Genomic DNA, 25,476 nt, shown 5'->3' with positions numbered 1-25,476 from the left:
AACAGGCGCAGGAACGGACGAGGGATCAAAGCTGTTGGGTCACGAACGAGAGCATCTTGTCGGCGGTGGAGATGACTTTCGAGTTCATCTCGTAGGCACGCTGGGTGGTGATCATGTTCACCAGCTCTTCGACGGTGCTGACGTTGGAGTTCTCCAGGGTCATCTGCTGGGTGGTGCCCAGGCCGTTGAGGCCCGGCGTGCCCACTTGCGGCGCGCCACTGGCAGCGGTTTCCAGGAACAGGTTGTTGCCGATGGCCTGCAAGCCCGCCGGGTTGATGAAGTCGGCGGTCTGGATGTTGCCGATCACCTGCGACGCGGCGTTGCCGGCGGTGGTGATCGACACGGTGCCGTCCTGGCCGACGGTGAAGGTCTGCGCGTCATTGGGCACGACCACGGCCGGCTCCAGAGCGAAACCGTTGGCGGTGACGATCTGGCCATCGGAATTGAGATGGAACGTGCCGTCACGGGTGTAAGACACCGTGCCATCAGGCTGCAGCACCTGGAAGAAGCCGCGACCGTTCACGGCCATGTCCAGCGGGTTCTCGGTGGTCTGCAGGCTGCCGGCGGTGAAGCTTTTCTGCGTGCCGACCACGCGCACACCGGTACCGACCTGCAGACCCGACGGCAGCTCGCTGTCCTGGGTCGACTGGGCACCAGGCTGGCGCTTGACCTGATAGAGCAGGTCCTGGAATTCGGCGCGGTCACGTTTGAAACCGGTGGTCGAGACGTTGGCCAGGTTGTTCGAGACGACGGCCAGGTTGGTGTCCTGGGCGGACAGCCCGGTCTTGGCGACCCATAGTGCTGGAAGCATCTAGTGTTCTCCTCGTGCGCCGGTTTTTCGGCACGCGTTCAAGTGTTATCAGCCGATTTGCAAAACCCGCGCCATGGCTTCATCGCCTTCCTTGGCCGCGGTCATCATCTTGATGTGCAATTCAAATTGCCGGGACAGCGAGAGCATCGAAGCCATTTCTTCAACGGCATTGACGTTGCTCGACTCGAGAAAGCCCGACACCACGCGCACGTTCACATCGGCGTCGGCGGCCTGGCCGCTGCTGGTGTGGATCAGCCCGTCCAGGCCCTTGACCATGCCCTTGGTGTCGGGGTTGACCAGTTTCAGGCGGTCGACCACCGCCATGACCCGCGGGTCTTCGCCCAGGCCACGAATGCTGATGGTGCCGTCGTCGCCGACTTCGATCTTCTGCTCCGGCGGCACGGCGATCGGGCCGCCATTGCCCAGCACCGGCATGCCGTTGCCAGCACGCAGCACACCGAGGGCGTCGATGTTGAGGCTACCGGTGCGCACATAGGCTTCGCTGCCATCCGGGGCCTGTACGGCCATGAAGCCTGGGCCGGACACGCTGACGTCGAGGTCACGGCCCGTCTCGACCATGGCGCCGGGGGTGAAGTCAGTGGCCGGGCGTTCGGTCATGGCGTAAGCACGTGACGGAAAGCTGTCGCCAAACACCGGCATCGAGCGCGCCTGCTCCAGGTCGCGGTGAAAACCGTTGGTGGAAATGTTCGCCAGGTTGTTGGCGTGCGCCTGTTGCGCCAGGGCATTCTGGCTGGCACCGGTCATGGCCACGTAAAGCATCTTGTCCACGGAAAATCCTCTGTGCGGGCAGCGGAACGTTGTCGCGTCAGGCTCGCTGAAGCAATTATCGAACCAGCTTTGTAAAAGCCCCTGTTCATGGGGCTTTCAGGGGAAATGACCGGAGCTCGCGTCAGTTTGCCGGCAAGGTTTTGCCGCAAGCCGGGGAACCGGGCGAAAGGATTGCCGTGGAGCCTTGGCAAACGCGTGCGCGCAGGTATTGCTGGAGGGGGCACAGGGGCGTGCATGGGTTTGAATCGGGGCCACCACTGCGAGGGGGCGTCGCGCCTGGATCACGCGAGGCGGTCGTTGCTGCCGATTGCGTACAACCCGGTGCGCCGAGCGGCGTTGCGCCTGGCTGCCCCGTGCGCGCAATGCCAACGGGGCTGGCGAGCGCGTCATGGCCACGGCCCTGGCGCTAGCGGTTGCGGCAACCTGCGTTGTTGAACGGGCCGGCATGCCATACCCAGCCTTCGCCAGGCAGGTGCTGGCTGCATTGGTAGCGGCCGGTGAGCTTGCTCTGCCAGAGCTGGAACGGCGCGGGGGCAGCGTCGATCGCAGTGTGCGCGAGCAGCAGGAGCAGTGCGCTGAGGGTGAGGCGTTTGTGCATGGGAGCGATCCGGCGTGTTAGAGGGGATGCACCTGCGAAGATCGGGCTGCCTGGGTTGCCAAGGCTGCGCCTTGGATCGCGGCTGGAGCCGCTCCTACAGCGCGCGTACCGCCACCAGGCTACGCCCTGGGGAGCGACTCCACCGCCAAGGGCCACAGCGCCGCCCTGCATCGGCCCACCCGATCTCACGCAAAGAGGCGGCCCGACAACGATCCGTCCGGCCGCCTGTCAGCAGATCACCTCATCAGGTCATCTGAATGAGGGTCTGCAAGATGGTGCTTTCGGTGGACACGGTCTTGGCGTTGGCCTGGTAGTTGCTCTGCGCCTTGATCAGGTTCACCAGCTCGCCCGTCAGGTCGACGTTGGAGTCTTCCAGCGAACCGCCTGCCATCTTGCCGAAGGTGCCGGTGTCCGGCTCGCCGACCACGGGCACGCCCGACCCGTACGACTCTTTCCAGGCGGTGCCACCAACCGGGGTCAGGCCCTGAACGTTGGCGAAGCTGGCCAATGCTACCTGGCCAATGACCTTGTCGCGGCCGTTGGTGAAGTTGGCGAACATGATGCCGCTCTGGTCCACGGTCAAGCCGGTCAGCTCGCCGGTGGAGTACCCGTCCTGGCTCTTGGCGGTCGTTGCCGAGGCAGCGTTGTACTGCGTGGTCGCCAGCATATCCAGGCTCACACCCTTGGCACTGGCGGTCGCACCGTTGCTGACCCAGTCACCGGTTGCAGTCTTCTGACCGGGCACCCAGCTGGTCATCTGGAAGGTCTTGTCAGCTGCGATGCTCATGCCACCGGCGACCGGGCCCGCGTTCATCGAAGCGGTATCGAGCGAACCATCGGACTTGAACTGCAAGGTGTTGACCAACGGTGTGGTGTTGGTCGGATCGGCCGGGTTGCGACCGTTGACCGTGCTGTACATGGTCCAGCTGTTGCTGGCCGTGTCGCGCACAAAATACTGGTTCAGCTGGTGCAGGTTGCCCTGGCTGTCGTACAGGTCGGTGTTGAAGGTGTGGTTGTAGCTGTCGACGTTGGCCGGATCGAACGGCGTCACTTTCGGCGTGGTGGCGGTGGAGTTGAGGTTGAGGGTCTCGCTCACCTTGGAAGTCGGCTTGGGCGCCAGGTTGGCGGTGTCGATCTTCAGGTCAGCCAGGGCGCCGCGCACCACATTGCCGTCTTCATCGACCGGGTAGCCTTGCAGCTTGGCCCCGGAGGCATTGACGACCATGCCGTCTTTGTCGCTATAGAAAGCACCCGCGCGGGTATAGATGCGCGAGCCATTGTCGTTCATGGCGAAGAAACCGTTGCCGTCGATGGCCAGGTCCAGGCTTTTGCCGGTGCCCACGATGTTGCCGGTGGTGAACATCTGCGACACCGCATCGGTACGCACACCGCTGCCGACCTGGGTGCGGCCGCTGGTACCGCGCACCGAAGCGGCGTACTGGTCAGCGAACTCGGCGCGCGAGGACTTGAAGCCGGTAGTGGCCGAGTTGGCAATGTTGTTGCCGGTGACGTTGAGGGCCTTGTTGGCTGCGTACAGCCCGCTCAGTCCGATATTGAAAGACATGTATTCACTCCTGCCGACGGGGTCGGCCCTCAGATTCCGATCATTTGGACTTTCGACAGGGCCACACTGCCCATGCCTGCCAGGTTCAACATCATTTCGCCGCCATTGGTGCCCATGGTCACGCTGTTGACCTGGGCTGGCAGATTGGTGGTCATGGCCGTGGACGTGCCTTTGATGTCTGCTGTGGCCTTGAACGTGTACACGCCCGACGCTACCGCCTCGCCCTGGTTGTCCAGGCCATCCCAGGTGAAGTCGGCCACACCGCCTGCGCGGCTACCCATGTCGACGCTGCGCACCAGATCGCCCGAAGCGTTGTACACATCCACCTGGACCGCAGCACTGGAGCCGCTGAGGTTGACCGAGCCTTTGAGATCTTTGCCGGCATCGAGGCTGGCCTTGTCGGTCTGCACCACCACGTTGCGCCCCACCAGGGAAGACGCCTGCAGCGCAGTGGACGATTGGAAGCCCTGAAGAATGCTGTTCACCGAGCCATTGAGCGTCTGGATCCCTTCAAGGCTGCTGAACTGCGCCAGCTGGGCGACGAACTCGCCGTTGTCCTGCGGATCGAGCGGGTTCTGATGCTGCATCTGAGTGGCCAGCAGCTTGAGGAACGCGTCCTTGCCCAAGGCACTGCCGGCCGCGCCGGTGTTGCTCTTGGTGCTGTCGGTCTGCTGCTGCAGTGAAGTGAGGTAGGCCGGGCCGGTTGCGTTAGTCGTCGTCATGTCGATTTCCTGATCACTGACCCAGCGTCAGCACTTTCTGCATCATGGTCTTGGCCGTGTTCATCAACTCGGCGTTGGTCTGGAACGAGCGGCTGGCCGAAATCATGTCGGCCATTTCCTGCACCACGTTGACGTTCGGGTAGTAGACGTAGCCGTCTTTGTTCGCCGCCGGATGGCTGGGCTCGTAACGGGCCTGCAGCTCGCTCTGGTCCTCGACGATACCTTTGACCTGCACGCCCTGCCCGGCCTGGCCCTGGTCCTCGAACAGCGATTGGCCGGTGCCGCTTGCCTGCTCGAAGGTGGTGGCGAACACCGGGTGGCGGGCGCGGTAGGTCTGATCGATGCTCGACGAGACGGTCTCGGCGTTGGCGATGTTCGAGGCGACGGTGTTGAGGCGGGTGTTCTGCGCGCTCATGCCGCTGCCGGCAATGTTGAAGACGTTGGCAAGGGACATGGTCACTCTCCTCGCAGGGCCGATACCAGCCCTTTGAACTTGCTGTTGAGCAGCGTGAAGCTGGCCTGGAAGTCGAGGGCGTTCTGCGCGTAGTTGGATTGCTCCATCTGCGCATCGACGGTGTTCTGGTCAATCGACGGCTGGGTCGGAATCCGGTACTTGAGCGCTTCATCGCCGCCAGACAAGCCCTCGGCTTCGATGTGCCGGCCGTTGGTGCGATTCAGGGCAAAATTGCCGTTGTTCTGCTTCTGCGCCTCGGCGGCGAGCACCGATGAGAAATCCAGGTCGCGCGCTTTGTAGTTGGGGGTGTCGGCGTTGGTGATGTTGTTGGCCAACACCTCAGCGCGTTGGGCGCGAAAATTCATCGCCTGCTGATGAATGCCGAGCGCCTTGTCGAAGTTGATGCTCATATCAGGAAACCTGCGAGGGTTGGCCGAAGATCGTATGAGCCAGAGATAGCAAGGGTTGTGCCAGAGTGGCAAAAGCCTTGAGAACCATAGGGTTACAGCAGGTCGCTCGCTGCCGGCTTGCCAGAAAAGCGGCAAAAGCCTGCCGGCTCGGCGGCAGAAGGCGGCAAATCCACGGTTAATCGGTCGGCAGGGGCCAGGTGCATAGCGGATTTTTGACGGCACTGGTGCCATGCGCGATCGACCTGTCCGGCCGTCTCCCACAGGCTGCCGCGGCTCCGGCCCATTCTGTAAGAGCGAGCGTGCTCGCGATGGACGTCAACGATGACGCGAACGCCCGGCGGAACGCGGTGCCTGGGCTTTTTTCGCGAGCTGCGGGCCGAGTGAACTGCCGCGGCTCAAGCCACGCCGTATGAGCGAGCGTGCTCGCGATGGACGTCAACGATGGACGCGAACGCCCGGCGGAACGCGGTGCCTGGGCGTTTTTCGCGAGCGAGCTCGATCCTACGGATGCGTTCCACTTCATCACGCGCCATGGCGGGTCGCGCAGAGCGGGTTCGCTCCCTGAGCACCAGGGGGCACCGTGGTTTATTTGGCCTGGTAGATGATGCCCGGGCTGCATTGCACCATCTGGTAGTGATCCGGCAACCCGTTCAGCGCTTCGGAGGCGCCGAGGAACAGGTAGCCGCCCGGCTTCAAGGTGCCGTGGATGCGCATCAGGATGTCCTTCTTCACCTGGGCGGAGAAGTAGATCAGCACATTGCGGCAGAACACCACGTCGAACTTGCCCAGCGCGGCATAGCTGTCGAGCAGGTTGAACGAGCGGAACTCGACGCGGCTGCGAATCGGCGGCTTGACCGCAAAGCGCCCTGCCCCTTTGCTGTCGAAGTAGCGCTGCAGGCGATCTGGCGACAGGCCGCGGGCAATGGCCAGGCTGTCGTATTCGCCGGTGCGGCAGTTGTTCAGCATCAGGCTGGACAAGTCGGTGGCCACGATCTGCGAACCCATTTTCAACTGGCCCAGGTTGCTGCGCTCGAACTCATCGATGGTCATCGACAGCGAATACGGCTCCTGGCCCGACGAACACGCCGCCGACCAGATGCGCAGTCGCTGCCCGGGATTGTTCTTGATGAACTCGGGAATGACCCGGTTCTTCATCACTTCAAAAGGGTAGCTGTCGCGAAACCACAGGGTTTCGTTGGTGGTCATGGCATCGACCACTTGCTCGCGCAGGCCGCTGCGCGGTTGGGTCTGGATGCGCTGGGTCAACTCGCTCAGCGACTTGATGCCTTGCTGCTCCATGAGTTTGTTGAGACGGCTGGAAACCAGGTATTGCTTGTTGTCACCCAACAAGATGCCACAGGCTTTTTCCAGGAAAACCCTGAACTGTTCAAAATCGGTAGTCGCCGTAGACACTGTTGCCGCCTCTTTTCAATCGTGGAAACCGGGAGCGAGCTCCCGGGCATTTCAGTGCGTCGCCTTGATCCGGTCGACCACGCGCTGGGCGAGGTCATCGGGCCTGAACTTGGCGAGAAAATCATCCGCACCGACCTTCTTCACCATCGCCTGGTTGAACACCCCGGACAGCGAAGTATGCAGGACGATGTGCAGCTTTTGCATGCGCGGATCGCTGCGAATCGCGGCAGTCAGCGTGTAGCCGTCCATTTCCGGCATCTCGATGTCCGAGATCATCATCAGGAACTCTTCTTCCGGATGCTTGCCCTCGTCGAGCATCTTGTGCAGGTAGTCGAGCGCCTGGCGCCCGTCGTTGAGCGCGATGACTTCCACGCCCACCGTCTGCAGGCAGCGGCTGACCTGCTTGCGTGCCACCGAGGAATCATCGACGGTGAGCACGCGCAGCATCACGGCCTTGTCCTGCACCTCGGCATCGATCACGCCTTCGGAGATCGACTCGGAGGTCGGCGCCACTTCGGCCAGCACTTTCTCGACGTCGATGATCTCGACCATCTTGTCGTCCACCCGAGTGACAGCGGTCAGGTAGTGATCGCGGCCGGTCCCACGGGGTGGCGGATGGATCTCTTCCCAGTTCATGTTGACGATGCGTTCCACCGAATGGACCAGGAATCCCTGCGTCTTGGTGTTGTATTCGGTGATGATCACGAAGCTGTTGCAGAGCTCTTCCTGCAAGCCCGGCAGCCCGGTGGCCATGGACAGGTCAAGGATCGGGATGGTCGCCCCACGAATATTGGCCACGCCACGCACCACCCGGTGGGATTTGGGTAACACGGTCAAGGGCGGGCATTGCAGCACCTCGCGCACCTTGAACACGTTGATCCCGTATAGCTGTGCGCCATTCAAGCGAAACAGCAGCAGCTCAAGACGATTCTGCCCCACCAGCTGTGTGCGCTGGTTGACCGAATCCATTACACCCGCCATGCCCGACTCCTCTTCCTGTTGCCCTGCTACCAAGTCGGCACGGGCTTTGCTTTTTTGAGCGTCATGCACATGAAAACGACAAATTTCCGACGACTGACGCGACTGCTGAGCACCCTGCTGGCGGCTCTGTGCCTGTGGGCACCGGGCGCCAAGGTGCTGGCGCAGGCGTTTACCTCGCCTGAACAGCTTATCGGCGTAACGCAGGGATTTCTTGAGTTCGCCGTGGAGGATTATCTCGCCACCACGCAGACCCCGGGCCGTTACGAGATTTCGGTCAATCCGCTCGACCCACGCCTGCGCATGCCGTTGTGCAGCCAGGACCTCGACGCCACGCTGGAAAGCCCCGCACAACCGCTCGGCCGGGTGACCGTGCGGGTACGTTGCGCAGGCAGCGGGCCGTGGACGGTGTTCGTCCCGGCCACGGTCAAACTGTACCGCGAGGTGGTGGTGATGGTGCGCCCGCTGCGGCGCGACAGCGTGGTGGGTGAAGGTGACGTGGCGGTGCGCGAGCGCGATGTCGGCACCCTCAATCAGGGCTTCATCACCGAGCTGGACCAGGTGGTGGGCATGAAGCTGCTGCGCCCTACGGTGATCGACCAGGTGCTGACGCCGCAGCACCTGGAGCAGGCTGAGCTGATCCGCAAGGGCGATCATGTGGTGATCATTGCCCGCAGCGGCAGCTTGAGTGTGCGCATGCCGGGCGAGGCGTTGAGCAAGGGGGGCCTGGCCGAGCAGATTCGGGTGCGCAACCTCAATTCCAAGCGGGTGATCAAGGCGCGCGTCACAGCGCCGGGGCAAGTGGAAGTGGCCATGTAGGATAAGGCTGGCGGTGAACCAGGGGTTTTCCTAAACTGTGAGGCACTGCACACCCGTGGCCAGCCGATGGGCGGCTGCGCATTTGCGCCTAAAGTTTTGCCGGGAATGGTCGAAAACAAGGCAAGCGTCCATATCCCTAGAGGTTTCCGATCATGGTCATTGATTTCAGCCGTTTGAACAATCCGCCCGCCGTGAGCGGCGGGGCCCGCAGTATCACTGCCACCAGCGCCGCTGAAAAGCCTGCCAGTGGTGCCGAGGCGAAACCGGCCAGCGCCAGCGGCGAGACGGTTCACCTCAGCCAGGAGGCTCAGCAGTTGAAGAACATCACCGACAAGCTGGGCCAACAGCCGGTGGTCGACAGCGCCCGCGTGGCGCAACTGAAGCAGGCCATCGCCGATGGCAGCTACCAGGTCGATGCCGGTCGCGTGGCTGGCAAGATGCTCGACTTCGAAAATCAGCGCTGAGCCTGCTGCGCTGACTTTCACGGACGCCAACGTTAGGGTTAGTCATGCACGACACGACTTTGCTGCACCTCATTGAAGACGACATCGCGCCGACCCAGGAGCTGCTCGACTTGCTGCAAAGCGAGGCCGTGGCCCTGCACGGGCGCGACATGGCACTGTTGGAGACGATCCTGGCGCGCAAGCAGTCGCTGATCGTGCTGCTTGAACAACACGGCCGGCGCCGCGCCCAGCTGCTCGCCGAACTCGGCTTGCCCGCCGACCGCGACGGGGTTCAGGCCTTGGCCGCGCAGTCTTCGCAGGGCGAGGTGCTGATGCAGCGGCTGGATGTGCTCAGCGGGCTGCTCGATGCCTGCCAGCAGGTCAACGAAAGCAACGGCCGGATCATCCAGGTTCAGCAGCACATCACCAGCAATCAGGTGCGCATCCTGATGGGTGGTGAATCCCCATCCTTGTATGACAGCCGCGGGGGCACCTCGCCCATGGCCCGACGCCGAGCGCTCAGCCAGGTCTGACCTGCGATTAGCCCTATCAAGCCGCCCTCCATACTGGCAAAATGCCGCGACCTGGATGTGATGCTTTTTGCCTGGAGATTGTTTACCTGTGTTCAACGACGCCGATGCTCCGCAGCCGCCGAAGGTGCTGTCCACACCTCTGGAGATCAATGCCAACCTGCGCCAATTGCTCGACAGCCACGACCCCCTGATTCTGACCTTTCCCGAGCGCAGCCAGCGCTTTCAGAGCTATGTGGTGCATGTCGACAAAGACAGCGATGTGCTTGCGCTGGACGAGCTGATGCCGCGCGATGGCGAACGCTTCATCGAGAACGGCGAGCCGTTTCGCATCGAAGGATTTCACGACGGGGTGCGCGTGGCCTGGGAGTGCAACCACGCCCTGACCATCACCGAGGTCGACGGCCACCGTTGCTACCGCGGCCCGCTGCCCACGGAAATCACCTATCACCAGCGCCGCAACGCCTTCCGCGCCGCGCTGAAGCTGTCGCAACTGGTGGACATCGTGGTCGACGGCAAGCACCTGCGCGGCGACGGTCCGCTGCGCGGCAAGCTGCTCGACATCTCCGCCACCGGCTGCAAACTGCGCTTTGAGGGCAATGTGGAAACCCGTCTGCAACTGGGCCAGGTGTATGAGCGGATGAAAGCAGGGCCACCGCTGGGGTTGAACGATGTGATGGTGGAGCTGCGTCACCTGCACTATGAAGAACGCATCAACACCACCTTTGCCGGCGTGCGCTTCCACAACCTCACCGGGCAGGCGCAGCGGCGCATCGAGAGCTTTGTCTACCAGCTGCAGCGCGAAGCGCGTCGGTTCGATCAAGACGATTACTAGGGCAGGTCAGCTCGTCTGGCCTTGGCCAGACCTGGCAGGGGTGCCTGGGCTGGCGCTGCTACCGCGTCGACTCAGGTGGGCCGGTGCCGCCTGAACCGGGCCGGCGTAGCCGGCTTTATCCAGGTGCCTAGTGGTTCGGCGCGCTGGAGTGCCGCGATGGCGCGCAACGCGGACCCAATGCTCACAATCTCATGGGTTCAGCAGCACCCCGTCAGCACCCCTACGGCTTGGCCACTTCTTGCTCGGCCGACGCTTGGGCTTGCTGCACCTCTTCGTCCTCCGCCTCGGTATCCTCCGCCGCCACCGGCGCGTGCATCACGTCCTGCACGGTCTGCTCGTCGACCCGAGGGTCAAGTGCCGCCGACAGTGGCGAGCCGGCCGCTGGCATGGCCACGTGGCTCAGTGGCGCGTCGTCCACCTGATGCAGGCCGGTCACCGCCTGCGGACGAATACGCCACACCAGTACCAAGGCGAAGAAGGCGAAGAAGGCATAGAGCATCTGAGCACCGAACAGCTTCATCAGCACACCGGCGGCCAGCGGCCCGATGCTGGCGCCCACGCCATAGGTGACCAGCAACATGGCCGTCAACGACACCCGGCGTTCGCTCTCGACGTGGTCGTTGGAAAACGCCACGGCCAGTGGGTAGAGCCCGAACTGCAGCAGGGAAATCGCAAAGCCCATGCCAAACAGCAACTCCAGCGGCACCGATGGAAAAATCGCCAGGGGCAGCGCAGCGACTGCCAGCCCGCAGGCCACGATGCGGATCAGCAAGGCCCGGTCGTAGCGGTCGGACAACCAGCCCAACGGCCACTGCACCACCAGGCCGGCAAAGATGCAGCAGCCCATGAACAGACCGATCTGCTCGGTACTCAGACCCTGGCTGGAGGCATACAGCGGCGCCAGACCGTAGAACGCACCCACGATCAGACCCGCGCCCAGCACGGTCGACAACGACTGCGGCACACGCTTGATGAAGAACAACGGGTCCATTGGCGCCGGGTGCAGGGGCGCGGGGTGAATACGCCGGGTCATGGCCACCGGCACCAGGCACAGGGCAAAGCACATGGCGACCAGCATCAGCAGCTCCAGGCCAAGCTGGGGGTGTACCACCAGAATCAACTGGCCCAACACCAGGCCCAGGTAGGAAGCGATCATGTAACAGCTGAACACCGCTCCACGCTGCTTGGCATCGGCTTGTTCGTTGAGCCAACTCTCAAGCACCATGTACTGGCACATCATGCCCAGGCCCACCACCATGCGCAGCCCGACCCACGCTGGCAGCCAATCGGTCAGGCCATGGCCGAGCACCGCCGCCCCGACGATGCCGGCGCAGGTTGCGTACGCACGAATATGGCCGACCCGGGCGATCAGCCGGTGGCCCACCTTGCCGCCGACGGCCAGGCCGAAATAGTTGGCCGCCATCAGCGCACCGGCCCACAGGCTGTCGGCCTCGTCGGCCGCCAGGCGCAAGGCCAGGTAGGTACTGAGCAGACCTGAGCCGATCAACATCATCAGCGCGGCGAAATACAACGAGCGAAACGACTTCCAGATAGTGCGCATACGTCCCTGGCGGGCTCCCGGATCAGGTGGAGTACAGCGGGCCAGCATACCCCCGCTGGGGTGCATCGCCCCAGGCAGTAGCCCCGAGGCGGTGCGGCGAATCATGGTCCTGTCGTGATCAGGCCTGGGCGGCGAGTACGCGGCGTTCCCATGGAGTGATTTCGTTGAGGAAATCGGTCAGTTCGAGGGTCTTGGTGGCAACAAAGCCTTCGATGAACCAGGCGCCGAACAGTTCCCGTGCCAATACGCTGTCGCCCAGCCGCTGCACGGTGGCGTGCAAGGTGCAGCGCAATTGCAGGTGCGCCGGCACACCGAATTCATTCACGCAAGGTCAGGCCATTGGCCGGCAGCGGCAGCGCGGTCTTGTAGCGCACCTGCTTGAGGGCAAAGCTGGAACGGATGTTGGCCACCCCCGGCAGGCGCGTGAGGTAGTCGAGAAAACGCTCCAGGGCCTGGATGCTCGGCAGCAGCACGCGCAGCAGGTAGTCCGGATCGCCCGTCATCAGGTAGCACTCCATCACCTCGGCGCGCTCGGCGATTTCTTCTTCGAAACGGTGCAGCGACTGCTCCACCTGTTTTTCCAGACTGACGTGGATGAACACATTGACGTCCAGCCCCAGCACTTCAGGTGACAGCAGCGTGACTTGCTGGCGAATCAGCCCCGACTCTTCCATGGCCCGCACGCGGTTGAAACACGGGGTGGGCGAGAGGTTCACCGAGCGGGCCAGCTCGGCGTTGGTGATGCGGGCATTTTCCTGAAGGCTGTTGAGAATGCCGATATCGGTGCGATCGAGTTTGCGCATGAGACAAATTCACCGGGTTTTTATGGTTGTGAGGAATGTTTATCTGCGCCGTAGGCGAAAGGCAACGAACATCAGAGAAAAATTCTGCGGCCGAACTTCTACCCTATAACCCATGCTGGCTCGCCCTGCCCTGGGGCAGGCCGGCCAGATCGCTGCATAGCTCACAAAAACAATGACCCGAGCGAGCGTAGACAAGCATGAACGAGTACGCCCCCCTGCGGCTGCACGTGCCCGAGCCCACCGGCCGGCCCGGCTGCCAGACTGATTTTTCGTACCTGCACCTGAGCGATGCCGGCCAGGTGCGCAAACCCCCAATCGATGTAGAAGCGGCCGATACCGGCGATTTGTGCACCGGCCTGATCCGCGTGCTCGATGGCGAGGGCAACGCCCTGGGCCCGTGGGCCGACGACATCGACCCGCAACTGCTGCGCCGCGGCCTGCGGGCAATGCTGAAAACGCGCATCTTCGACAGCCGCATGGTGATCGCCCAGCGCCAGAAAAAGATGTCGTTCTACATGCAGAGCCTGGGCGAGGAAGCCATCGGCAGCGCCCAGGCCCTGGCGCTCAATCGCACCGACATGTGCTTCCCCACCTACCGCCAGCAGAGCATCCTGATGGCCCGCGACGTGTCGCTGGTGGAGATGATCTGCCAGTTGCTGTCGAACGAGCGCGACCCGCTCAAGGGCCGCCAGTTGCCGATCATGTACTCGGTGCGCGAGGCCGGTTTCTTCACCATCAGCGGCAACCTCGCCACACAGTTCGTGCAGGCGGTCGGCTGGGCCATGGCCTCGGCGATCAAGGGCGACACCAAGATTGCCTCGGCCTGGATCGGTGACGGCGCCACGGCCGAATCGGACTTCCACAACGCCCTGACCTTCGCCCATGTCTACCGCGCACCGGTGATCCTCAACGTGGTCAACAACCAATGGGCGATTTCCACCTTCCAGGCCATCGCCGGCGGTGAGGCCAGCACCTTCGCGGGCCGAGGCGTGGGCTGCGGCATCGCCTCCTTGCGGGTTGACGGCAACGACTTCATCGCGGTCTACGCCGCCTCGCGCTGGGCCGCCGAGCGTGCCCGCCGCGGCCTCGGTCCGACCCTGATCGAGTGGGTGACCTACCGCGCCGGCCCGCACTCCACTTCCGACGACCCCTCCAAATACCGCCCCGCCGATGAATGGCGCCACTTCCCGCTCGGTGACCCGATTGCCCGGCTCAAGCAGCACCTGGTTGCCAGCGGCCACTGGAGCGAAGAAGAACACAGCGCCGTGAGTGCGCAACTGGAAGCCGAAGTCATCGCCGCGCAGAAGCAGGCCGAGCAGTACGGCACCCTCGCCAATGGCCAGATCCCCAGCGCCGCCTCGATGTTCGAGGATGTGTACAAGGACATGCCCGATCACCTGCGCCGTCAGCGCCAGCAACTGGGGGTCTGAGATGAACGATCACACCAGCACCATCACGCCGGAAACCGCCACCGCCACAACCACCATGACCATGATCCAGGCCCTGCGCTCGGCCATGGACATCATGCTCGAACGGGACCACGACGTGGTCATCTACGGCCAAGACGTCGGTTACTTCGGCGGCGTGTTCCGCTGCACCGAAGGGCTACAGCGCAAATACGGCACTTCACGCGTGTTCGATGCGCCGATTTCCGAATGCGGCATCGTCGGCACCGCCGTGGGCATGGGCGCTTATGGTCTGCGCCCAGTGGTGGAAATCCAGTTCGCCGACTATGTGTACCCGGCCTATGACCAGATCGTGTCCGAGATGGCCCGCCTGCGCTATCGCTCGGCCGGCGAGTTCATTTCTCCGTTGACCCTGCGCATGCCCTGCGGCGGTGGCATCTACGGCGGCCAGACGCACAGCCAGAGCCCGGAAGCGACCTTCACCCAGGTCTGCGGCTTGCGCACGGTGATGCCGTCCAACCCCTATGACGCAAAAGGCTTGCTGATCGCCTCGATCGAATGCGATGACCCGGTGATCTTTCTCGAACCCAAGCGCCTCTACAACGGCCCGTTCGACGGCCACCACGATCGCCCGGTAACGCCGTGGTCCAAGCACCCGCAAAGCGCGGTGCCGGACGGCTACTACAAGGTGCCGCTAGACAAAGCGGTGATCACCCGCCCCGGCAATGACGTCACCGTGCTGACCTACGGCACCACGGTCTACGTGGCCCAGGTGGCCGCCGAGGAAAGCGCCGTGGACGCCGAAGTGATCGACCTGCGCAGCCTGTGGCCGCTGGACCTGGACGCTATCGTCGCGTCGGTCAAAAAGACCGGGCGCTGCGTGGTGGTGCATGAAGCCACGCGCACCTGCGGTTTTGGCGCCGAGCTGATCGCGCTGGTGCAAGAGCACTGCTTCCACCACCTGGAGGCGCCGATCGAGCGCGTCACCGGATGGGACACGCCCTACCCACATGCCCAGGAATGGGCGTATTTCCCAGGCCCGTCGCGGGTGGGCGCAGCATTGAAAAAAGTCATGGAGGCCTGAATGGGCACGCACGTCATCAAGATGCCGGACATCGGCGAAGGCATTGCCCAGGTCGAGCTGGTGGAGTGGTACGTCAAGGTCGGCGATGTGGTCGGCGAAGACCAGGTGGTGGCCGATGTCATGACCGACAAGGCCACGGTGGAAATCCCCTCGCCGGTCCACGGCACGGTGATCGCGCTTGGCGGGCAGCCGGGCGAGGTCATGGCGGTGGGCAGTGAGCTGATTCGGATCGAGGTGCAAGGCAGCGGCAACCATGTCGATGCGCCCATGCCGCAGGGCCAGGCTGACGCGCAACCAACGCAGGCCGCGACGCGCGCGTCGCAGGCCACCCACACCGCAGACAGCCTGGGCTCGCACAGCGGCGATGGATCACGCGCCGCTCACGCGGCGCCGAATGCGGTTTCGTCTTCTGCGGTCGCAAACCCTGAGACAACGGCCATCGCTGGGTCGTCTGCCGGGGCAGCGGCTGCCCACGGTCAGCCAGTCGTTTCCGGCGCAGCAGGCCATGCCAACGACAGCTCGCCGGGCGCTGCCACAGCCACGACCGCTGCATCACGCCACGCGGCGGCACCGGTCGTGCCGCGCCAGGCCAGTGACAAGCCCCTTGCCTCCCCGGCCGTGCGCAAGCGCGCGCTGGATGCCGGTATCGAGCTGCGCTATGTACACGGCAGCGGCCCGGCCGGGCGCATCCTGCACGAAGACCTTGACGCCTTCCTGCAGGCACCGCAGCGCTCCGACGCGCTTGCGCCCAGCCACGGCCAGAGCGGGCAGCCCCGCCGCACCGACAGCGAACAGATTCCGGTGATCGGCCTGCGCCGCAAGATCGCCCAGCGCATGCAGGACGCCAAGCGCCGCGTTGCGCACTTCAGCTACGTCGAAGAAATCGACATGACCCAGCTCGAAGCCCTGCGCCAGCAACTCAACCGCCAGCACGGCGAGCAGCGCGGCAAGCTGACCTTGCTGCCGTTCCTGGTGCGCGCGCTGGTCGTGGCGCTGCGCGACTTCCCGCAGATCAACGCCACCTACGACGACGAGGCCCACGTCATCACCCGCCACGGCGCGGTGCACGTCGGCATCGCCACCCAGGGCGCCAACGGCCTGATGGTGCCGGTACTGCGCCATGCCGAAGCCGCCAGCCTGTGGCGCAACGCCAGCGAAATCAGCCGCCTGGCGCAGGCCGCGCGCAGCAACAAGGCCGCGCGCGAAGAGCTGTCGGGATCCACCATCACCCTGACCAGCCTCGGCGCCCTGGGCGGTATCGCCAGCACGCCGGTGGTGAACACACCCGAAGTGGCGATCATCGGCGTCAACCGCATGGTCGAGCGGCCGATGGTGGTCAATGGCCAGATCGTGATCCGCAAGATGATGAACCTGTCCAGCTCGTTCGATCACCGCGTGGTCGACGGCATGGACGCCGCGCTGTTCATCCAGGCCGTGCGCGGCCTGCTCGAACAACCCGCCTGCCTGTTCGTGGAGTGAGCATGTCCGACACCTTGAACACCACGCTGCTGATCATCGGCGGTGGCCCCGGCGGTTACATCGCCGCCATTCGCGCCGGACAACTGGGCGTTGCCACGGTGCTGGTCGAGGGCCAGGCCCTGGGCGGCACTTGCCTGAACGTCGGCTGTATTCCGTCCAAGGCACTGATCCATGTGGCTGAGCAGTTTCATCAGGCCAGCCGCCATGCCACAGGTTCAGGCCTGGGCATCAGCGTCAGTACGCCGCAGCTGGACATCGGCCAGAGCGTGGCCTGGAAAGACGGCATCGTCGACCGCCTGACCAGCGGCGTGGCAGCACTGCTGAAGAAGCACAAGGTCAAAGTGATCCAGGGCTGGGCGCAGATCGTCGACGGTAAGACCGTGCAAGTGGGCGAACAGCGCATTCAGTGCGAGCACCTGCTGCTAGCCACCGGATCGACCAGCGTCGAGCTGCCTACACTGCCGCTGAGCAGCGCGGCGGTGACCTCTGGCGGCGCCGAATCGGCACAGTCGCCGGCAGAGCATCGGATGCAGCCCCCCCGATCTCACAGCGCCGAGCGGCCCACGCTGCCGCTGGGGCGCGAGGTGGTGTCGTCCACCGAAGCCCTGTCGCCCCAGTCGCTCCCTGAGCACCTGGTGGTGGTCGGCGGCGGCTACATCGGCCTGGAGCTGGGTATCGCCTACCGCAAGCTGGGTGCGCAGGTCAGCGTGGTGGAGGCTCGCGAGCGGCTGCTGCCCAGCTACGACGCCGAGCTGACGGCGCCGGTGGTCGAAGCCATGAAGGCGCTGGGCATTGCCACCTACCTTGGCCATCGCGTCGAGGGCCAAGGCGAGCAGGGCCTGGATCTGCGCAGCCCAGACGGCGAGGCCTTGAGCCTGGCCTGTGACCGGGTGCTGGTGGCGGTAGGCCGACGCCCGCGCAGTCAGGGCTTCAACCTGGAGTCGCTGCAACTGCAGATGAACGGCGCTGCGGTGGCGGTGGATGACCGCTGCCAGACCAGCATGCGCAACGTCTGGGCCATCGGCGACCTGACCGGCGAGCCGATGCTCGCGCACCGGGCCATGGCGCAAGGCGAAATGGTCGCTGAGCTGATTGCGGGCCATGCGCGGCGTTTTGAGCCTGCGGCGATTGCGGCGGTGTGTTTCACCGATCCGGAGTTGGTCGTTGCCGGGCTGACACCGGAGCATGCCCGCGAGCAGGGCCTGGACTGCCTGGTGGCGCAGTTCCCGTTCGCGGCCAATGGCCGGGCCATGACCCTGGAAAGCCGCAGCGGCTTCGTGCGCGTGGTGGCGCGCCGCGACAACCACCTGATCGTCGGCTGGCAAGCGGTGGGGGTGGCGGTGTCGGAGTTGTCCACGGCGTTCGCACAGTCACTGGAAATGGGCGCGCGCCTGGAAGACATCGCCGGCACCATTCACGCCCACCCCACCCTGGGTGAAGCGGTGCAAGAGGCAGCGCTGCGTGCATTGGGGCAAGCGCTGCATATCTGATGCCCCGGCCTGAACAGCACAACACCCGCGCAGGGCGGGTGTTGTGTGGCAAACGGCTTGTCTCAGGCGCTGTGAACAGGTCTGCACTTGCCCTGTGCGTTGAACCGGCGCCGGAAGGCCGGTCTCGACTGGGCGGCCCTGACCAGGCGTCCCCGAGGCAATGCTCAAGCACTCCAGTACACAGCGCTGGCTCGCCCCGTTTCGCGGGGCCGCCACCGGCGTTGCGTGGCCTTCGCGCAGACCTCTTTCAGACAGACCCTAGGAACTGCCTACGCAGCCCTCAGAACGGGCCCCACCCAAGCGCGTGACATCGATCGGCGGCGCGACGAATTCCGGGCCTTGGCCCGCGACCCGCCATTTCACCTCGGTAATGCCATAGCGCTCGGCCATCGGCCGGCTGACCTTCTTGATGGTGTGCTGGCCAAAGCGCGGAATGATCCCCACCCCGGCATCGCAGCTTGCCCAATGCCAGGCTTGGGCATTGTCCATGCGTTCCAAACGGATGATGAATGTGCGCGGCTGCGCGTGAAGCGCGTATTCGATTACATACAGTTGCTGACCTGCCATTGCGGCCTCCCCAATCATTTCATGGGTATGGGAGCGGTCTGGCGCGGGAAAGATTCAGTCTAAATCCGATCGGATTGCCCTTGCGCGGATGCCTTGCGTGCAGCCCTCTCCAGTGCTGCCGATTGGCGCCTCGTAAACACGGGGAAATGGACCTTACGCCCCGCGTTTGACCGGCTACAGTGCGAGCACCACTTGCCCAGGAATCATCACCATGGCCCGCTCCAACGAATACGACCAACCCATTGGCGCGGCGCTGAGCGACTGGTCAGCGCGTGCGCAACCTGCCGCCGTCACCCTCAGTGGTCGCTATAGCCGATTGGAGCCGCTGAACGCCGAGCGCCACGCCGCTGAACTCTACGAGGCCTATGCTTCAGCCAGCGACGGTCGCGACTGGACCTACCTGCCTGTCGGCCCTCATCAGTCAGCGGCCGATTACAAGACCTATGCCCAAGCCGCCGAAAAAAGCACCGATCCACGCCATTATGCGGTGATCGATCAGGCGTCGGGCAAAGCAGTAGGCACGCTGGCGCTGATGCGCATCGACCCGACCCATGGCGTCATCGAAGTGGGCCACGTGACGTTTTCGCCCAAGCTCAAGCAGTCAGCGCTGTCGACCGAAGCGCAGTACCTGCTCATGGCCTATGCCTTCGACGAACTGGGCTACCGGCGCTACGAATGGAAGTGCGACGACCTCAACGCGCCCTCGCGGCGCGCAGCGGACCGTCTGGGCTTCACCTATGAAGGCACCTTCCGCCAGGCGCTGGTGTACAAGGGCCGCAGCCGCGACACGGCGTGGTATGCAATCATCGACAGCGAATGGCCCGCGCTGAAGGCCGCCTTCGTGGCCTGGCTGGACCCGGCCAACTTCGATGAACAGGATCGCCAGCGCCAGGCCCTGAGCGCGTTCAGGGCTGGTTGACCGACAAGGGCTTACTTGGCGACCTTGGCCGCCACGTCTGCCATTGAGGCGGGTGTTTCAGGCCGGCGCGCGTAACGCTGGGCCAACGCCGCGCAGACCATCAGCTGGATCTGGTGGAAGAGCATCAGCGGCAGAATCAGCAGGCCGATGGTGCTGCCAGCGAACAGCACCTGGGCCATGGGCACCCCGGTGGCCAGGCTCTTTTTCGAGCCGCAGAACAAAATGGTGATGCGGTCTTCGAGACTGAAGCCCAGCACCCGCCCCAGCAGCGCCGTGATGCCCAGCGACAGCGCCAGCAGCACGCAGCAGCCCAGCACCAGCCAGCCGAGCAGCAGGGGCGGCACTTGCTGCCACAAGCCGCCGATCACCGCCGCGCTGAACGCCGAGTACACCACCAGCAGAATCGAGCCCTGGTCGACCACTTTCAGCCAGTTGCGGTTGCGCCCAACCCACTCACCGATCCAGCGCCGCGCGATCTGCCCGGCCACGAAGGGCACCAGCAGTTGCAGGCTGATCTTGCGGATCGCTTCGAGTGTCGAGCCGCTGTCGCCGTGCACGCCCATCAACAGCGCCACCAGCAAGGGCGTGATGAAGATACCGATCAAGCTCGACGCGGCGGCGCTGCAGATGGCCGCCGGCACGTTACCGCGCGCCAGCGAGGTGAAGGCAATGGCCGACTGCACCGTCGCCGGCAGCATGCACAGGTAGAGAAAGCCCATGTACAGGTCCTTGCCCACCAGCGGCAGCAGCAACGGGCGCAAACCCAGGCCGAGCAAGGGGAACAGCACGAAGGTGCAGAGGAACACCACCCCATGCAGGCGCCAGTGCCCGGCACCTGCCAGGATCGCCGCACGCGACAGCTTGGCACCGTGCAGGAAGAACAACAGGCCGATGGCGATGTTGGTGATCCAGTCGAACGCCACCGCCACCTGGCCTTGGGCGGGCAGCAGGGTCGCGGTAATGACCACGGCGACCAGCATGAGGGTGAAGTTGTCAGGCAGGAAACGCGAGCGGGCCATGAAGAAGATCCTGTTGTTGTCAGAGTGACGCGCGCCGGGGCCGGGGCAGTCCCCCAGGCCATTGGCCTGAGCGCGAGAGGGGACGATACACGGACAGCTGTTCCGGATGAAAGTAACCGAATGTCTGTGCGCGCCTCGAGGTGCTGCTGGGCGCCGGGTTCCAGAGCGGGTTCGAGTGTCAGGAAGGTCAAGCCCCCGCTTGAGCGCAAGGCACGTGACACGCCCGCCTGGCCCACAGGCTCCGGTGCCAGCGGCGTCAGACCCACTGCCCAGGCATCACCTCGATCGCCCGCCACTTCAGGCGCGCGGTCGGGTCAACCTGTGCCGTGCCGCGGTGCCTTAAGTGCGCAGGGGCGCGTGGTTCGCTCGCTCAATGGCGTGCTGCGATCCTCGTCTGGCGCCCGTTCACATACACGTCTCGCTGCCCCGCGCCATCACGCACACGGCTTGGCCATCGGCGCAGGCGCCAGCCAGGGGCGAACCAGGCTGAGCAACCCCACAGCCGCCATCGCCGCGCCGACCCACAAGGGTGAACGCAGGCCGAAACCGGCGTCGATGGCCTGCCCGCCCGCCCAACTGCCCAACGCCAGACCTGCCGTGATCACCGAGGTGTGCAACGCATTGACCAGCGCACCCGGCTCGGCGGCTTTCATTACCCGCGCCACCATCGCCGGGTTCAGCGCCACACCGGTCAGGCCGATGGCCAGGAAACACATCAGGTTCAACCACACCTGCCCGCCGGCCAGCGCAAAACCGGCCATCGCGGCCATCAGCAGCACCAGCCCCCAACCCAACGCGGCAAAGGTGTGCCGGTCGGCCACACGCCCTACCAGCATGTTGCCCAGCAGGTTGGCCACGCCATACAGCGCCAGCAGCGGCGCCACATGGCTGGGCAGCACACCGACTTCCTCGATGAGGATCGGCGTGATGTAACTGAAACCGGCGAACGTCGCGCCAATGATCAAGCCACTGGTGAGGTAGGCGCCCCACAGACTGGGGTTGCGCAGCGCCGCCCATTGCCGCGACAGCGCCGGCTGCGCATCGGCCGGGTCTTGTTTCAGGCACGCGGCTACCAGCACGGTGCAGAGCATCGACAGCGCCACGATCACCCACGCGCTGGCACGCCAGCCAACGCTGTGCTCGACCAGGTTGATCATGGGCACACCGGCCACCGGCGACATCATCAGCCCCGCCAGCACCACGGCAATCGCACGGCCGCGCTGGTGCACGGGCACCAGGCTGGCGCAGAGGGTCATGCACAGGCCCAGGCACGCCGAGCTGGTAACGCCCATCAGCACCCTGGCGAACAGCAGCACGCCATACTGCGTGGCGACCGCACCCAGCACGCCTGCCAGCACATACGCCGCCAGCAGGCCGAGCAGCGCATGCTTGTTACGCACACCGCGGCTGATCAACAGCATCGTGACCGGAGGGCCGCCCAGGGCCATCCCTAAGGCGTAGAAAGCGATCAGGTTGCCGACCTGGGCCAGGCTGACGGAAAACTCCGCTGCCAGCGCCGGCATGATGCCGGCCACCATGAATTCAGCGGTGACCAAGGAAAAGATCGTCAACCCCAGGAGGTAAACGGCAGGAGGCAGTGAAGCACGGTCAGTCATGACGGTCTCAGGCAAAAACGGGGCACATACCCTAGGCAGGTTTGACCGAATGGTCAAATCGGTTGGGATGAAAGGTGCGCAAGCTTGACGCTGTGGTGGGCAGTCAGGGCAAGCAAGGCCGCGTCTGGCAGATGACCCTCGACCCTGCGCCGAGGCCTGGGCGACAGGCTGTCACGTAGCGGTCTGCCTGGACACCGGGCAGTCCAGTAACGATGGCCGATGGTCACGATGGCCGATCGATCAGCGGCACCGCGCCTGACCCGCGTGCAGACCGCCAACCCTCGACTGGAAAGCGCTTGAACCCCCAAGCGTACGCGAACCCAGCGGCCAGGCGGCCTGGCTTGGCGCACTACGGCGTTACACACCACCCTTGGAACTTGGATGCCCAGCCCGCAGCATGCTGGGCATCGATGCTCACTTCTCGAGCGTAGCGGCCTGATTACCGCCTTGCTGGGCGATGGCCGACAACGTCTCATCAGCGGCCTTTTCTTCTTGCAGGGTTTCAGCCAGTAGCTTGGCAGCCGTTTTCAGGCCCAACGTCTTGGCCATCGCGATCAACGTGCCATAACTGGCGATCTCGTAATGCTCGACCTTCTGACTGGCGCCGATCAGCCCCGCATCCAGCACTGCGCCTTTTTCGATTTCCTCCAACAACTCTTTGCTCTCTTCCACCAGGCCTTCCATGGCCACGCACTTCATGCGTTTGAGCTTGAGGCCTTCGGCGTCCACCAGTTGATCGATGCGCTCTATCTGTGCGTGGGTTTCTTCCAAGTGGGATCTGAACGCTTCGGCCAACAACGGGTTGGTTGCTGCCCTGGCCAAGCGGGGAAGCGCTTTGGCGATCTGCTTCTCAGCGCTGTAAACGTCCGACAGTTCATGGATGAACAGGTCTTCAACGGTTTTACGGGCCATCGTCATTTCTCCTGGGTACGAAAAAGTGTGCCGTTGCAAGGCTTGCTCAAAAGCCCTCAAGCCCGACTTGAAACGGCAGAAACGGTGTGCTGGCAGGTGCGCCTCGGTCTGCTTCTCCGGGCGCCGATCGCGGACCAACAGCGCCCTGTTCATCCCGTGGATCACTGAGGGGTTGTCGCTGCGTGTCCGAGGATCAGCGAACGGTCACCGCACCTTATTTGTCCGGCGCGTTGGCCAAGCCAGAGCCCAGGTCGGCGCCTGTAATAGGGTCGCTGGCGGGGTTGGACATCGTGCGTGACTTCATCGCTTGCAAAGCTGTGAAGTCGGCATCGGGCAAGTTCACCGACGCGCTACCGTCACCCCCATCGACGGCGGGCGAAGGGGTCTCGACGTACTCCCACTCCTCACCTTCATTCCATGGGCCACGCACATTGGGCTCGCCGGACATGTTGAAATATTTGTTGGTGAACCCAGGCATTCCCGCAAGCTTGCCTTGGGGGAAGTTGGGCTGGATCGCATGCAGCGCCTTTTCAAAAGACAACTGGTGAGCGATTTCACGGGTCATCAAAAAGCCCAGGGCCTCCTTGACGCTGGGGTCGTCGGTCACGTTCATCAGCCGCTCGTAGACAATCTTCGCCCGCGCCTCAGCGGCGATGTTGGAGCGAAAATCAGCCGTCGGCTCACCGATGGTGTCGATGTAAGCGGCACTCCACGGCACGCCTGCCGAGTTGGTCAGCGGTGCGCCTGCACCGTAGAGAATGCTGGTGATGTGCGAGTCATTGCCGGCACCGTTGATGGAGCGGTAGAGCGCGCCCTCCTCCTCCACGCCTTCGGCAAGGCGACCCTTGGCGCCCTTATTGAGCATCACGATGATCGAACCGACGATCTCCAGATGGCTCAGTTCCTCGGTGGCGATGTCCATCAGCAAGTCTTTGCGGCCAGGGTCATCTTCGGCCAGGGCCTGCGTGAAATAACGACCCGCCGCCGCCAATTCACCTTGCGCACCGCCGAACTGCTCTAGCAGCAGATTGGCCAGGCCAGGATTAGGTTGGGCAACTCGGACGGTGTATTGCAGACGTTTGTTGTGAATGAACATGGTGTTCCCTCACGGTTGGGCAAACGCCAGAATATGAATGTATTAGCGCCGCCCAATAGTTGGGAGTGAGGCAGGTTGCCAATAGTTAAACCGCATTCGGCCTGACCGGACGGATGGAGAACAATCCGCACGCACTGATAAACGGCTGATAAATAAAGGGCCGCTAATGCCTGGAGTACCGCCTGCGAGCGAGTCCTGGGCTGAGTTGCCGACGCGCTGCAGCGCCTGCCAACGTCCACAGGCTGATGCCACGCCATGCAAACCGTGCGCGGTCTCGATCCGGTGTGCCGCCGGCTACCTCGCTGTTGTCCGGTGTGACCGCGCACTCCAACGCCTTCAACCAGAGCCCTAGTACCTTGCATCAATCGCTGAACTCGCCTCAGGCGTATGGGTCAATCAGCGATCCGGACACCGATTGCCCACGGGATAAAACAATGGTCACGTTTGATGCGCAAAGAATGCTGCTGGGTGAAATGCCACTGAGCTTTCTTTGGGAAGTGCCGTGCAGAGTGGTGGTGGCATTTGTCGCAGTGTTCTGTTTTCTGAAATTCAGCGGCCGGCGCGGCATCAAGCAGCTGTCGCGCTTCGAGCTGGTGGTCATTCTCACGCTGGGCTCTGCGGCGGGCGATGTGACGTTTTACGAGGATGTGCCCATCCTGCCTGTGTTGTTGGTATTCGTGACGCTGCTATTGCTGTACCGCGGCACCATCTATGCCATGAAGCACAGCAAAGCCTGGGAGGCCCGGATCGATGGGCTTCCCATCACCGTGGTCAAGGACGGCATGTATGAAATCCATTCCCTGCGCAATCTGAACATTTCATCCAATGAGCTGTTCATGGAACTGCGGCAACAGGGCGTCGAGCACCTCGGCCAGGTTCGTTTGGGACTGTTGGAAACAGACGGCGACCTGAGCTTGTATTTCTACGGGCCTGAAGAGACACGCCCCGGTTTGTCGGTCTTGCCAGGTGAACACCGTTGCGAGTTCACCTCGCCGCCCACTGCGGGGCAATACAGCTGCGTCAGTTGCGGGTTTGCGACCCACCATGAAGCTCAGGATTCAGTGCTCTGCGAGCGTTGCGGCCATGACACCTGGTCGCCGGCGCTGGAGACGCTGCGCAGCCGTTAGCCCTTCTTGTCGATACCCATCTGCCAGCGAG

The 25,476-nt window shown here is 63.7% G+C and carries 26 protein-coding genes and 1 pseudogene; 10 read left to right on the top strand and 17 right to left on the bottom strand.

Annotated features, from left to right (window positions below):
• Window positions 1-25: 25 nt before the first annotated feature.
• From flgG to SJI00_RS01965, 9 genes are all read right to left on the bottom strand, one after another.
• On the bottom strand, window positions 26-811 hold the full coding sequence (gene flgG, locus SJI00_RS02005; protein ID WP_312936031.1) for a flagellar basal-body rod protein FlgG: 786 nt from the start codon (window positions 809-811) through the stop codon (window positions 26-28).
• A 48-nt stretch (window positions 812-859) separates the two neighbouring features.
• Window positions 860-1,600, bottom strand: coding sequence for a flagellar basal body rod protein FlgF (locus SJI00_RS02000; protein ID WP_322460078.1), 741 nt, complete (start codon window positions 1,598-1,600; stop codon window positions 860-862).
• 406 nt (window positions 1,601-2,006) lie between these two features.
• Window positions 2,007-2,198, bottom strand: coding sequence for a hypothetical protein (locus SJI00_RS01995; RefSeq protein WP_322460077.1), 192 nt, complete (start codon window positions 2,196-2,198; stop codon window positions 2,007-2,009).
• A 244-nt stretch (window positions 2,199-2,442) separates the two neighbouring features.
• Complete coding sequence (gene flgE / locus SJI00_RS01990) at window positions 2,443-3,762, bottom strand: flagellar hook protein FlgE (protein ID WP_322460076.1); 1,320 nt, start codon at window positions 3,760-3,762, stop codon at window positions 2,443-2,445.
• Window positions 3,763-3,791: 29 nt separating this feature from the next.
• On the bottom strand, window positions 3,792-4,484 hold the full coding sequence (locus SJI00_RS01985; protein ID WP_322460075.1) for a flagellar hook assembly protein FlgD: 693 nt from the start codon (window positions 4,482-4,484) through the stop codon (window positions 3,792-3,794).
• Between the two features lie 13 nt (window positions 4,485-4,497).
• Window positions 4,498-4,938 (bottom strand): flagellar basal body rod protein FlgC, encoded by a 441-nt coding sequence (gene flgC, locus SJI00_RS01980; RefSeq protein WP_322460074.1) that lies wholly within the window; start codon window positions 4,936-4,938, stop codon window positions 4,498-4,500.
• A 2-nt stretch (window positions 4,939-4,940) separates the two neighbouring features.
• Entirely contained in the window at window positions 4,941-5,348 is a 408-nt protein-coding gene (flgB, locus tag SJI00_RS01975) for a flagellar basal body rod protein FlgB (RefSeq protein WP_322460073.1), read from the bottom strand.
• Between the two features lie 585 nt (window positions 5,349-5,933).
• Entirely contained in the window at window positions 5,934-6,761 is an 828-nt protein-coding gene (cheR, locus tag SJI00_RS01970) for a protein-glutamate O-methyltransferase CheR (RefSeq protein WP_322460072.1), read from the bottom strand.
• Between the two features lie 51 nt (window positions 6,762-6,812).
• Window positions 6,813-7,742, bottom strand: coding sequence for a chemotaxis protein CheV (locus SJI00_RS01965; protein WP_312936023.1), 930 nt, complete (start codon window positions 7,740-7,742; stop codon window positions 6,813-6,815).
• A 63-nt stretch (window positions 7,743-7,805) separates the two neighbouring features.
• On the opposite strand from SJI00_RS01965, the gene flgA reads away from it, so the two are divergent.
• The 4 genes from flgA to SJI00_RS01945 all read left to right on the top strand — a co-directional run bounded on the left by flgA (window position 7,806) and on the right by SJI00_RS01945 (window position 10,366).
• Window positions 7,806-8,558, top strand: coding sequence for a flagellar basal body P-ring formation chaperone FlgA (gene flgA, locus SJI00_RS01960; protein ID WP_322460071.1), 753 nt, complete (start codon window positions 7,806-7,808; stop codon window positions 8,556-8,558).
• A 152-nt stretch (window positions 8,559-8,710) separates the two neighbouring features.
• Window positions 8,711-9,022, top strand: coding sequence for a flagellar biosynthesis anti-sigma factor FlgM (gene flgM / locus SJI00_RS01955; protein ID WP_322460070.1), 312 nt, complete (start codon window positions 8,711-8,713; stop codon window positions 9,020-9,022).
• Window positions 9,023-9,066: 44 nt separating this feature from the next.
• The gene (locus SJI00_RS01950) at window positions 9,067-9,534 is read left to right on the top strand and encodes a flagella synthesis protein FlgN (RefSeq protein WP_322460069.1); all 468 of its coding nucleotides are present in this window, start codon (window positions 9,067-9,069) and stop codon (window positions 9,532-9,534) included.
• Window positions 9,535-9,622: 88 nt separating this feature from the next.
• Window positions 9,623-10,366, top strand: a complete 744-nt coding sequence (locus tag SJI00_RS01945; RefSeq protein WP_322460068.1) for a flagellar brake protein — start codon at window positions 9,623-9,625, stop codon at window positions 10,364-10,366.
• 220 nt (window positions 10,367-10,586) lie between these two features.
• On the opposite strand, the gene SJI00_RS01940 is transcribed toward SJI00_RS01945, so the two are convergent.
• From SJI00_RS01940 to bkdR, 3 genes and pseudogenes are all read right to left on the bottom strand, one after another.
• Window positions 10,587-11,927 carry an MFS transporter gene (locus SJI00_RS01940; RefSeq protein ID WP_322460067.1) on the bottom strand — a complete coding sequence of 447 codons (1,341 nt, stop codon included), beginning with the start codon at window positions 11,925-11,927 and terminating at the stop codon, window positions 10,587-10,589.
• A 118-nt stretch (window positions 11,928-12,045) separates the two neighbouring features.
• Window positions 12,046-12,246: pseudogene (locus SJI00_RS01935) on the bottom strand (glutamine synthetase family protein); the annotation flags it as partial.
• Entirely contained in the window at window positions 12,245-12,730 is a 486-nt protein-coding gene (bkdR, locus tag SJI00_RS01930) for a Bkd operon transcriptional regulator BkdR (RefSeq protein WP_312936017.1), read from the bottom strand. The gene bkdR and the pseudogene SJI00_RS01935, both read right to left, overlap by 2 nt.
• Window positions 12,731-12,927: 197 nt before the next feature.
• Between bkdR and SJI00_RS01925 the strand changes: the two genes are divergently transcribed.
• From SJI00_RS01925 to SJI00_RS01910, 4 genes are read left to right on the top strand one after another with little or no spacing between them, the layout of a single operon-like run.
• Window positions 12,928-14,160, top strand: coding sequence for a 3-methyl-2-oxobutanoate dehydrogenase (2-methylpropanoyl-transferring) subunit alpha (locus tag SJI00_RS01925; RefSeq protein WP_322460066.1), 1,233 nt, complete (start codon window positions 12,928-12,930; stop codon window positions 14,158-14,160).
• 1 nt (window position 14,161) lies between these two features.
• The gene (locus tag SJI00_RS01920; RefSeq protein ID WP_322460065.1) at window positions 14,162-15,220 is read left to right on the top strand and encodes an alpha-ketoacid dehydrogenase subunit beta; all 1,059 of its coding nucleotides are present in this window, start codon (window positions 14,162-14,164) and stop codon (window positions 15,218-15,220) included.
• Window positions 15,221-16,699 carry a dihydrolipoamide acetyltransferase family protein gene (locus tag SJI00_RS01915; RefSeq protein ID WP_322460064.1) on the top strand — a complete coding sequence of 493 codons (1,479 nt, stop codon included), beginning with the start codon at window positions 15,221-15,223 and terminating at the stop codon, window positions 16,697-16,699. It begins immediately after the preceding gene.
• A gap of 2 nt (window positions 16,700-16,701) precedes the next feature.
• Window positions 16,702-18,189: a dihydrolipoyl dehydrogenase gene (locus tag SJI00_RS01910; protein ID WP_322460063.1), complete on the top strand. Its 1,488-nt coding sequence runs from the start codon at window positions 16,702-16,704 to the stop codon at window positions 18,187-18,189.
• A 258-nt stretch (window positions 18,190-18,447) separates the two neighbouring features.
• Here SJI00_RS01910 and SJI00_RS01905 read toward each other — a convergent pair whose 3' ends face one another.
• Complete coding sequence (locus SJI00_RS01905) at window positions 18,448-18,756, bottom strand: DUF6555 family protein (protein WP_322460062.1); 309 nt, start codon at window positions 18,754-18,756, stop codon at window positions 18,448-18,450.
• 211 nt (window positions 18,757-18,967) lie between these two features.
• Here SJI00_RS01905 and SJI00_RS01900 point away from each other — a divergent pair, with 211 nt between their 5' ends.
• Entirely contained in the window at window positions 18,968-19,675 is a 708-nt protein-coding gene (locus SJI00_RS01900) for a GNAT family N-acetyltransferase (RefSeq protein WP_322460061.1), read from the top strand.
• Between the two features lie 11 nt (window positions 19,676-19,686).
• On the opposite strand, the gene SJI00_RS01895 is transcribed toward SJI00_RS01900, so the two are convergent.
• The 4 genes from SJI00_RS01895 to SJI00_RS01880 form a co-directional block, all read right to left on the bottom strand.
• Window positions 19,687-20,694: a bile acid:sodium symporter family protein gene (locus SJI00_RS01895; RefSeq protein WP_322460060.1), complete on the bottom strand. Its 1,008-nt coding sequence runs from the start codon at window positions 20,692-20,694 to the stop codon at window positions 19,687-19,689.
• A gap of 434 nt (window positions 20,695-21,128) precedes the next feature.
• Window positions 21,129-22,310: an MFS transporter gene (locus SJI00_RS01890; protein WP_322460059.1), complete on the bottom strand. Its 1,182-nt coding sequence runs from the start codon at window positions 22,308-22,310 to the stop codon at window positions 21,129-21,131.
• Window positions 22,311-22,724: 414 nt separating this feature from the next.
• Window positions 22,725-23,222 carry a YciE/YciF ferroxidase family protein gene (locus SJI00_RS01885; protein ID WP_322460058.1) on the bottom strand — a complete coding sequence of 166 codons (498 nt, stop codon included), beginning with the start codon at window positions 23,220-23,222 and terminating at the stop codon, window positions 22,725-22,727.
• Between the two features lie 214 nt (window positions 23,223-23,436).
• Complete coding sequence (locus SJI00_RS01880) at window positions 23,437-24,318, bottom strand: manganese catalase family protein (RefSeq protein ID WP_322460057.1); 882 nt, start codon at window positions 24,316-24,318, stop codon at window positions 23,437-23,439.
• Window positions 24,319-24,752: 434 nt separating this feature from the next.
• On the opposite strand from SJI00_RS01880, the gene SJI00_RS01875 reads away from it, so the two are divergent.
• A complete protein-coding gene (locus SJI00_RS01875) occupies window positions 24,753-25,445 on the top strand; it encodes a DUF421 domain-containing protein (RefSeq protein ID WP_322460452.1) in 693 nt (230 codons plus the stop codon).
• Window positions 25,446-25,476 lie beyond the last annotated feature (31 nt).

The sequence above is a fragment of the Pseudomonas gebzensis genome (assembly GCF_034427815.1).
In the GTDB taxonomy this organism is placed as follows: Bacteria; Pseudomonadota; Gammaproteobacteria; order Pseudomonadales; family Pseudomonadaceae; genus Aquipseudomonas.
This window is presented reverse-complemented; position numbering and strand designations above follow the sequence as displayed.

Excerpts from the sequence above, each read along its gene's own strand:
- SJI00_RS01880 (WP_322460057.1), bottom strand. The coding sequence starts at position 24,318 with ATGTTCATTCACAACAAACGTCTGCAATACACCGTCCGAGTTGCCCAA.
- SJI00_RS01910 (WP_322460063.1), top strand. The coding sequence starts at position 16,702 with ATGTCCGACACCTTGAACACCACGCTGCTGATCATCGGCGGTGGCCCC.
- flgG (WP_312936031.1), bottom strand. The coding sequence starts at position 811 with ATGCTTCCAGCACTATGGGTCGCCAAGACCGGGCTGTCCGCCCAGGAC.
- SJI00_RS01875 (WP_322460452.1), top strand. The coding sequence starts at position 24,753 with ATGGTCACGTTTGATGCGCAAAGAATGCTGCTGGGTGAAATGCCACTG.
- SJI00_RS01900 (WP_322460061.1), top strand. The coding sequence starts at position 18,968 with ATGGCCCGCTCCAACGAATACGACCAACCCATTGGCGCGGCGCTGAGC.
- SJI00_RS01965 (WP_312936023.1), bottom strand. The coding sequence starts at position 7,742 with ATGGCGGGTGTAATGGATTCGGTCAACCAGCGCACACAGCTGGTGGGG.
- SJI00_RS01925 (WP_322460066.1), top strand. The coding sequence starts at position 12,928 with ATGAACGAGTACGCCCCCCTGCGGCTGCACGTGCCCGAGCCCACCGGC.
- flgA (WP_322460071.1), top strand. The coding sequence starts at position 7,806 with ATGCACATGAAAACGACAAATTTCCGACGACTGACGCGACTGCTGAGC.
- SJI00_RS01985 (WP_322460075.1), bottom strand. The coding sequence starts at position 4,484 with ATGACGACGACTAACGCAACCGGCCCGGCCTACCTCACTTCACTGCAG.
- SJI00_RS01950 (WP_322460069.1), top strand. The coding sequence starts at position 9,067 with ATGCACGACACGACTTTGCTGCACCTCATTGAAGACGACATCGCGCCG.
- SJI00_RS01920 (WP_322460065.1), top strand. The coding sequence starts at position 14,162 with ATGAACGATCACACCAGCACCATCACGCCGGAAACCGCCACCGCCACA.
- SJI00_RS01890 (WP_322460059.1), bottom strand. The coding sequence starts at position 22,310 with ATGACTGACCGTGCTTCACTGCCTCCTGCCGTTTACCTCCTGGGGTTG.
- SJI00_RS01915 (WP_322460064.1), top strand. The coding sequence starts at position 15,221 with ATGGGCACGCACGTCATCAAGATGCCGGACATCGGCGAAGGCATTGCC.
- flgE (WP_322460076.1), bottom strand. The coding sequence starts at position 3,762 with ATGTCTTTCAATATCGGACTGAGCGGGCTGTACGCAGCCAACAAGGCC.
- flgC (WP_322460074.1), bottom strand. The coding sequence starts at position 4,938 with ATGTCCCTTGCCAACGTCTTCAACATTGCCGGCAGCGGCATGAGCGCG.
- SJI00_RS01940 (WP_322460067.1), bottom strand. The coding sequence starts at position 11,927 with ATGCGCACTATCTGGAAGTCGTTTCGCTCGTTGTATTTCGCCGCGCTG.
- SJI00_RS01895 (WP_322460060.1), bottom strand. The coding sequence starts at position 20,694 with ATGGCCCGCTCGCGTTTCCTGCCTGACAACTTCACCCTCATGCTGGTC.
- SJI00_RS01995 (WP_322460077.1), bottom strand. The coding sequence starts at position 2,198 with ATGCACAAACGCCTCACCCTCAGCGCACTGCTCCTGCTGCTCGCGCAC.
- SJI00_RS01885 (WP_322460058.1), bottom strand. The coding sequence starts at position 23,222 with ATGGCCCGTAAAACCGTTGAAGACCTGTTCATCCATGAACTGTCGGAC.
- flgB (WP_322460073.1), bottom strand. The coding sequence starts at position 5,348 with ATGAGCATCAACTTCGACAAGGCGCTCGGCATTCATCAGCAGGCGATG.
- flgM (WP_322460070.1), top strand. The coding sequence starts at position 8,711 with ATGGTCATTGATTTCAGCCGTTTGAACAATCCGCCCGCCGTGAGCGGC.
- bkdR (WP_312936017.1), bottom strand. The coding sequence starts at position 12,730 with ATGCGCAAACTCGATCGCACCGATATCGGCATTCTCAACAGCCTTCAG.
- SJI00_RS01905 (WP_322460062.1), bottom strand. The coding sequence starts at position 18,756 with ATGGCAGGTCAGCAACTGTATGTAATCGAATACGCGCTTCACGCGCAG.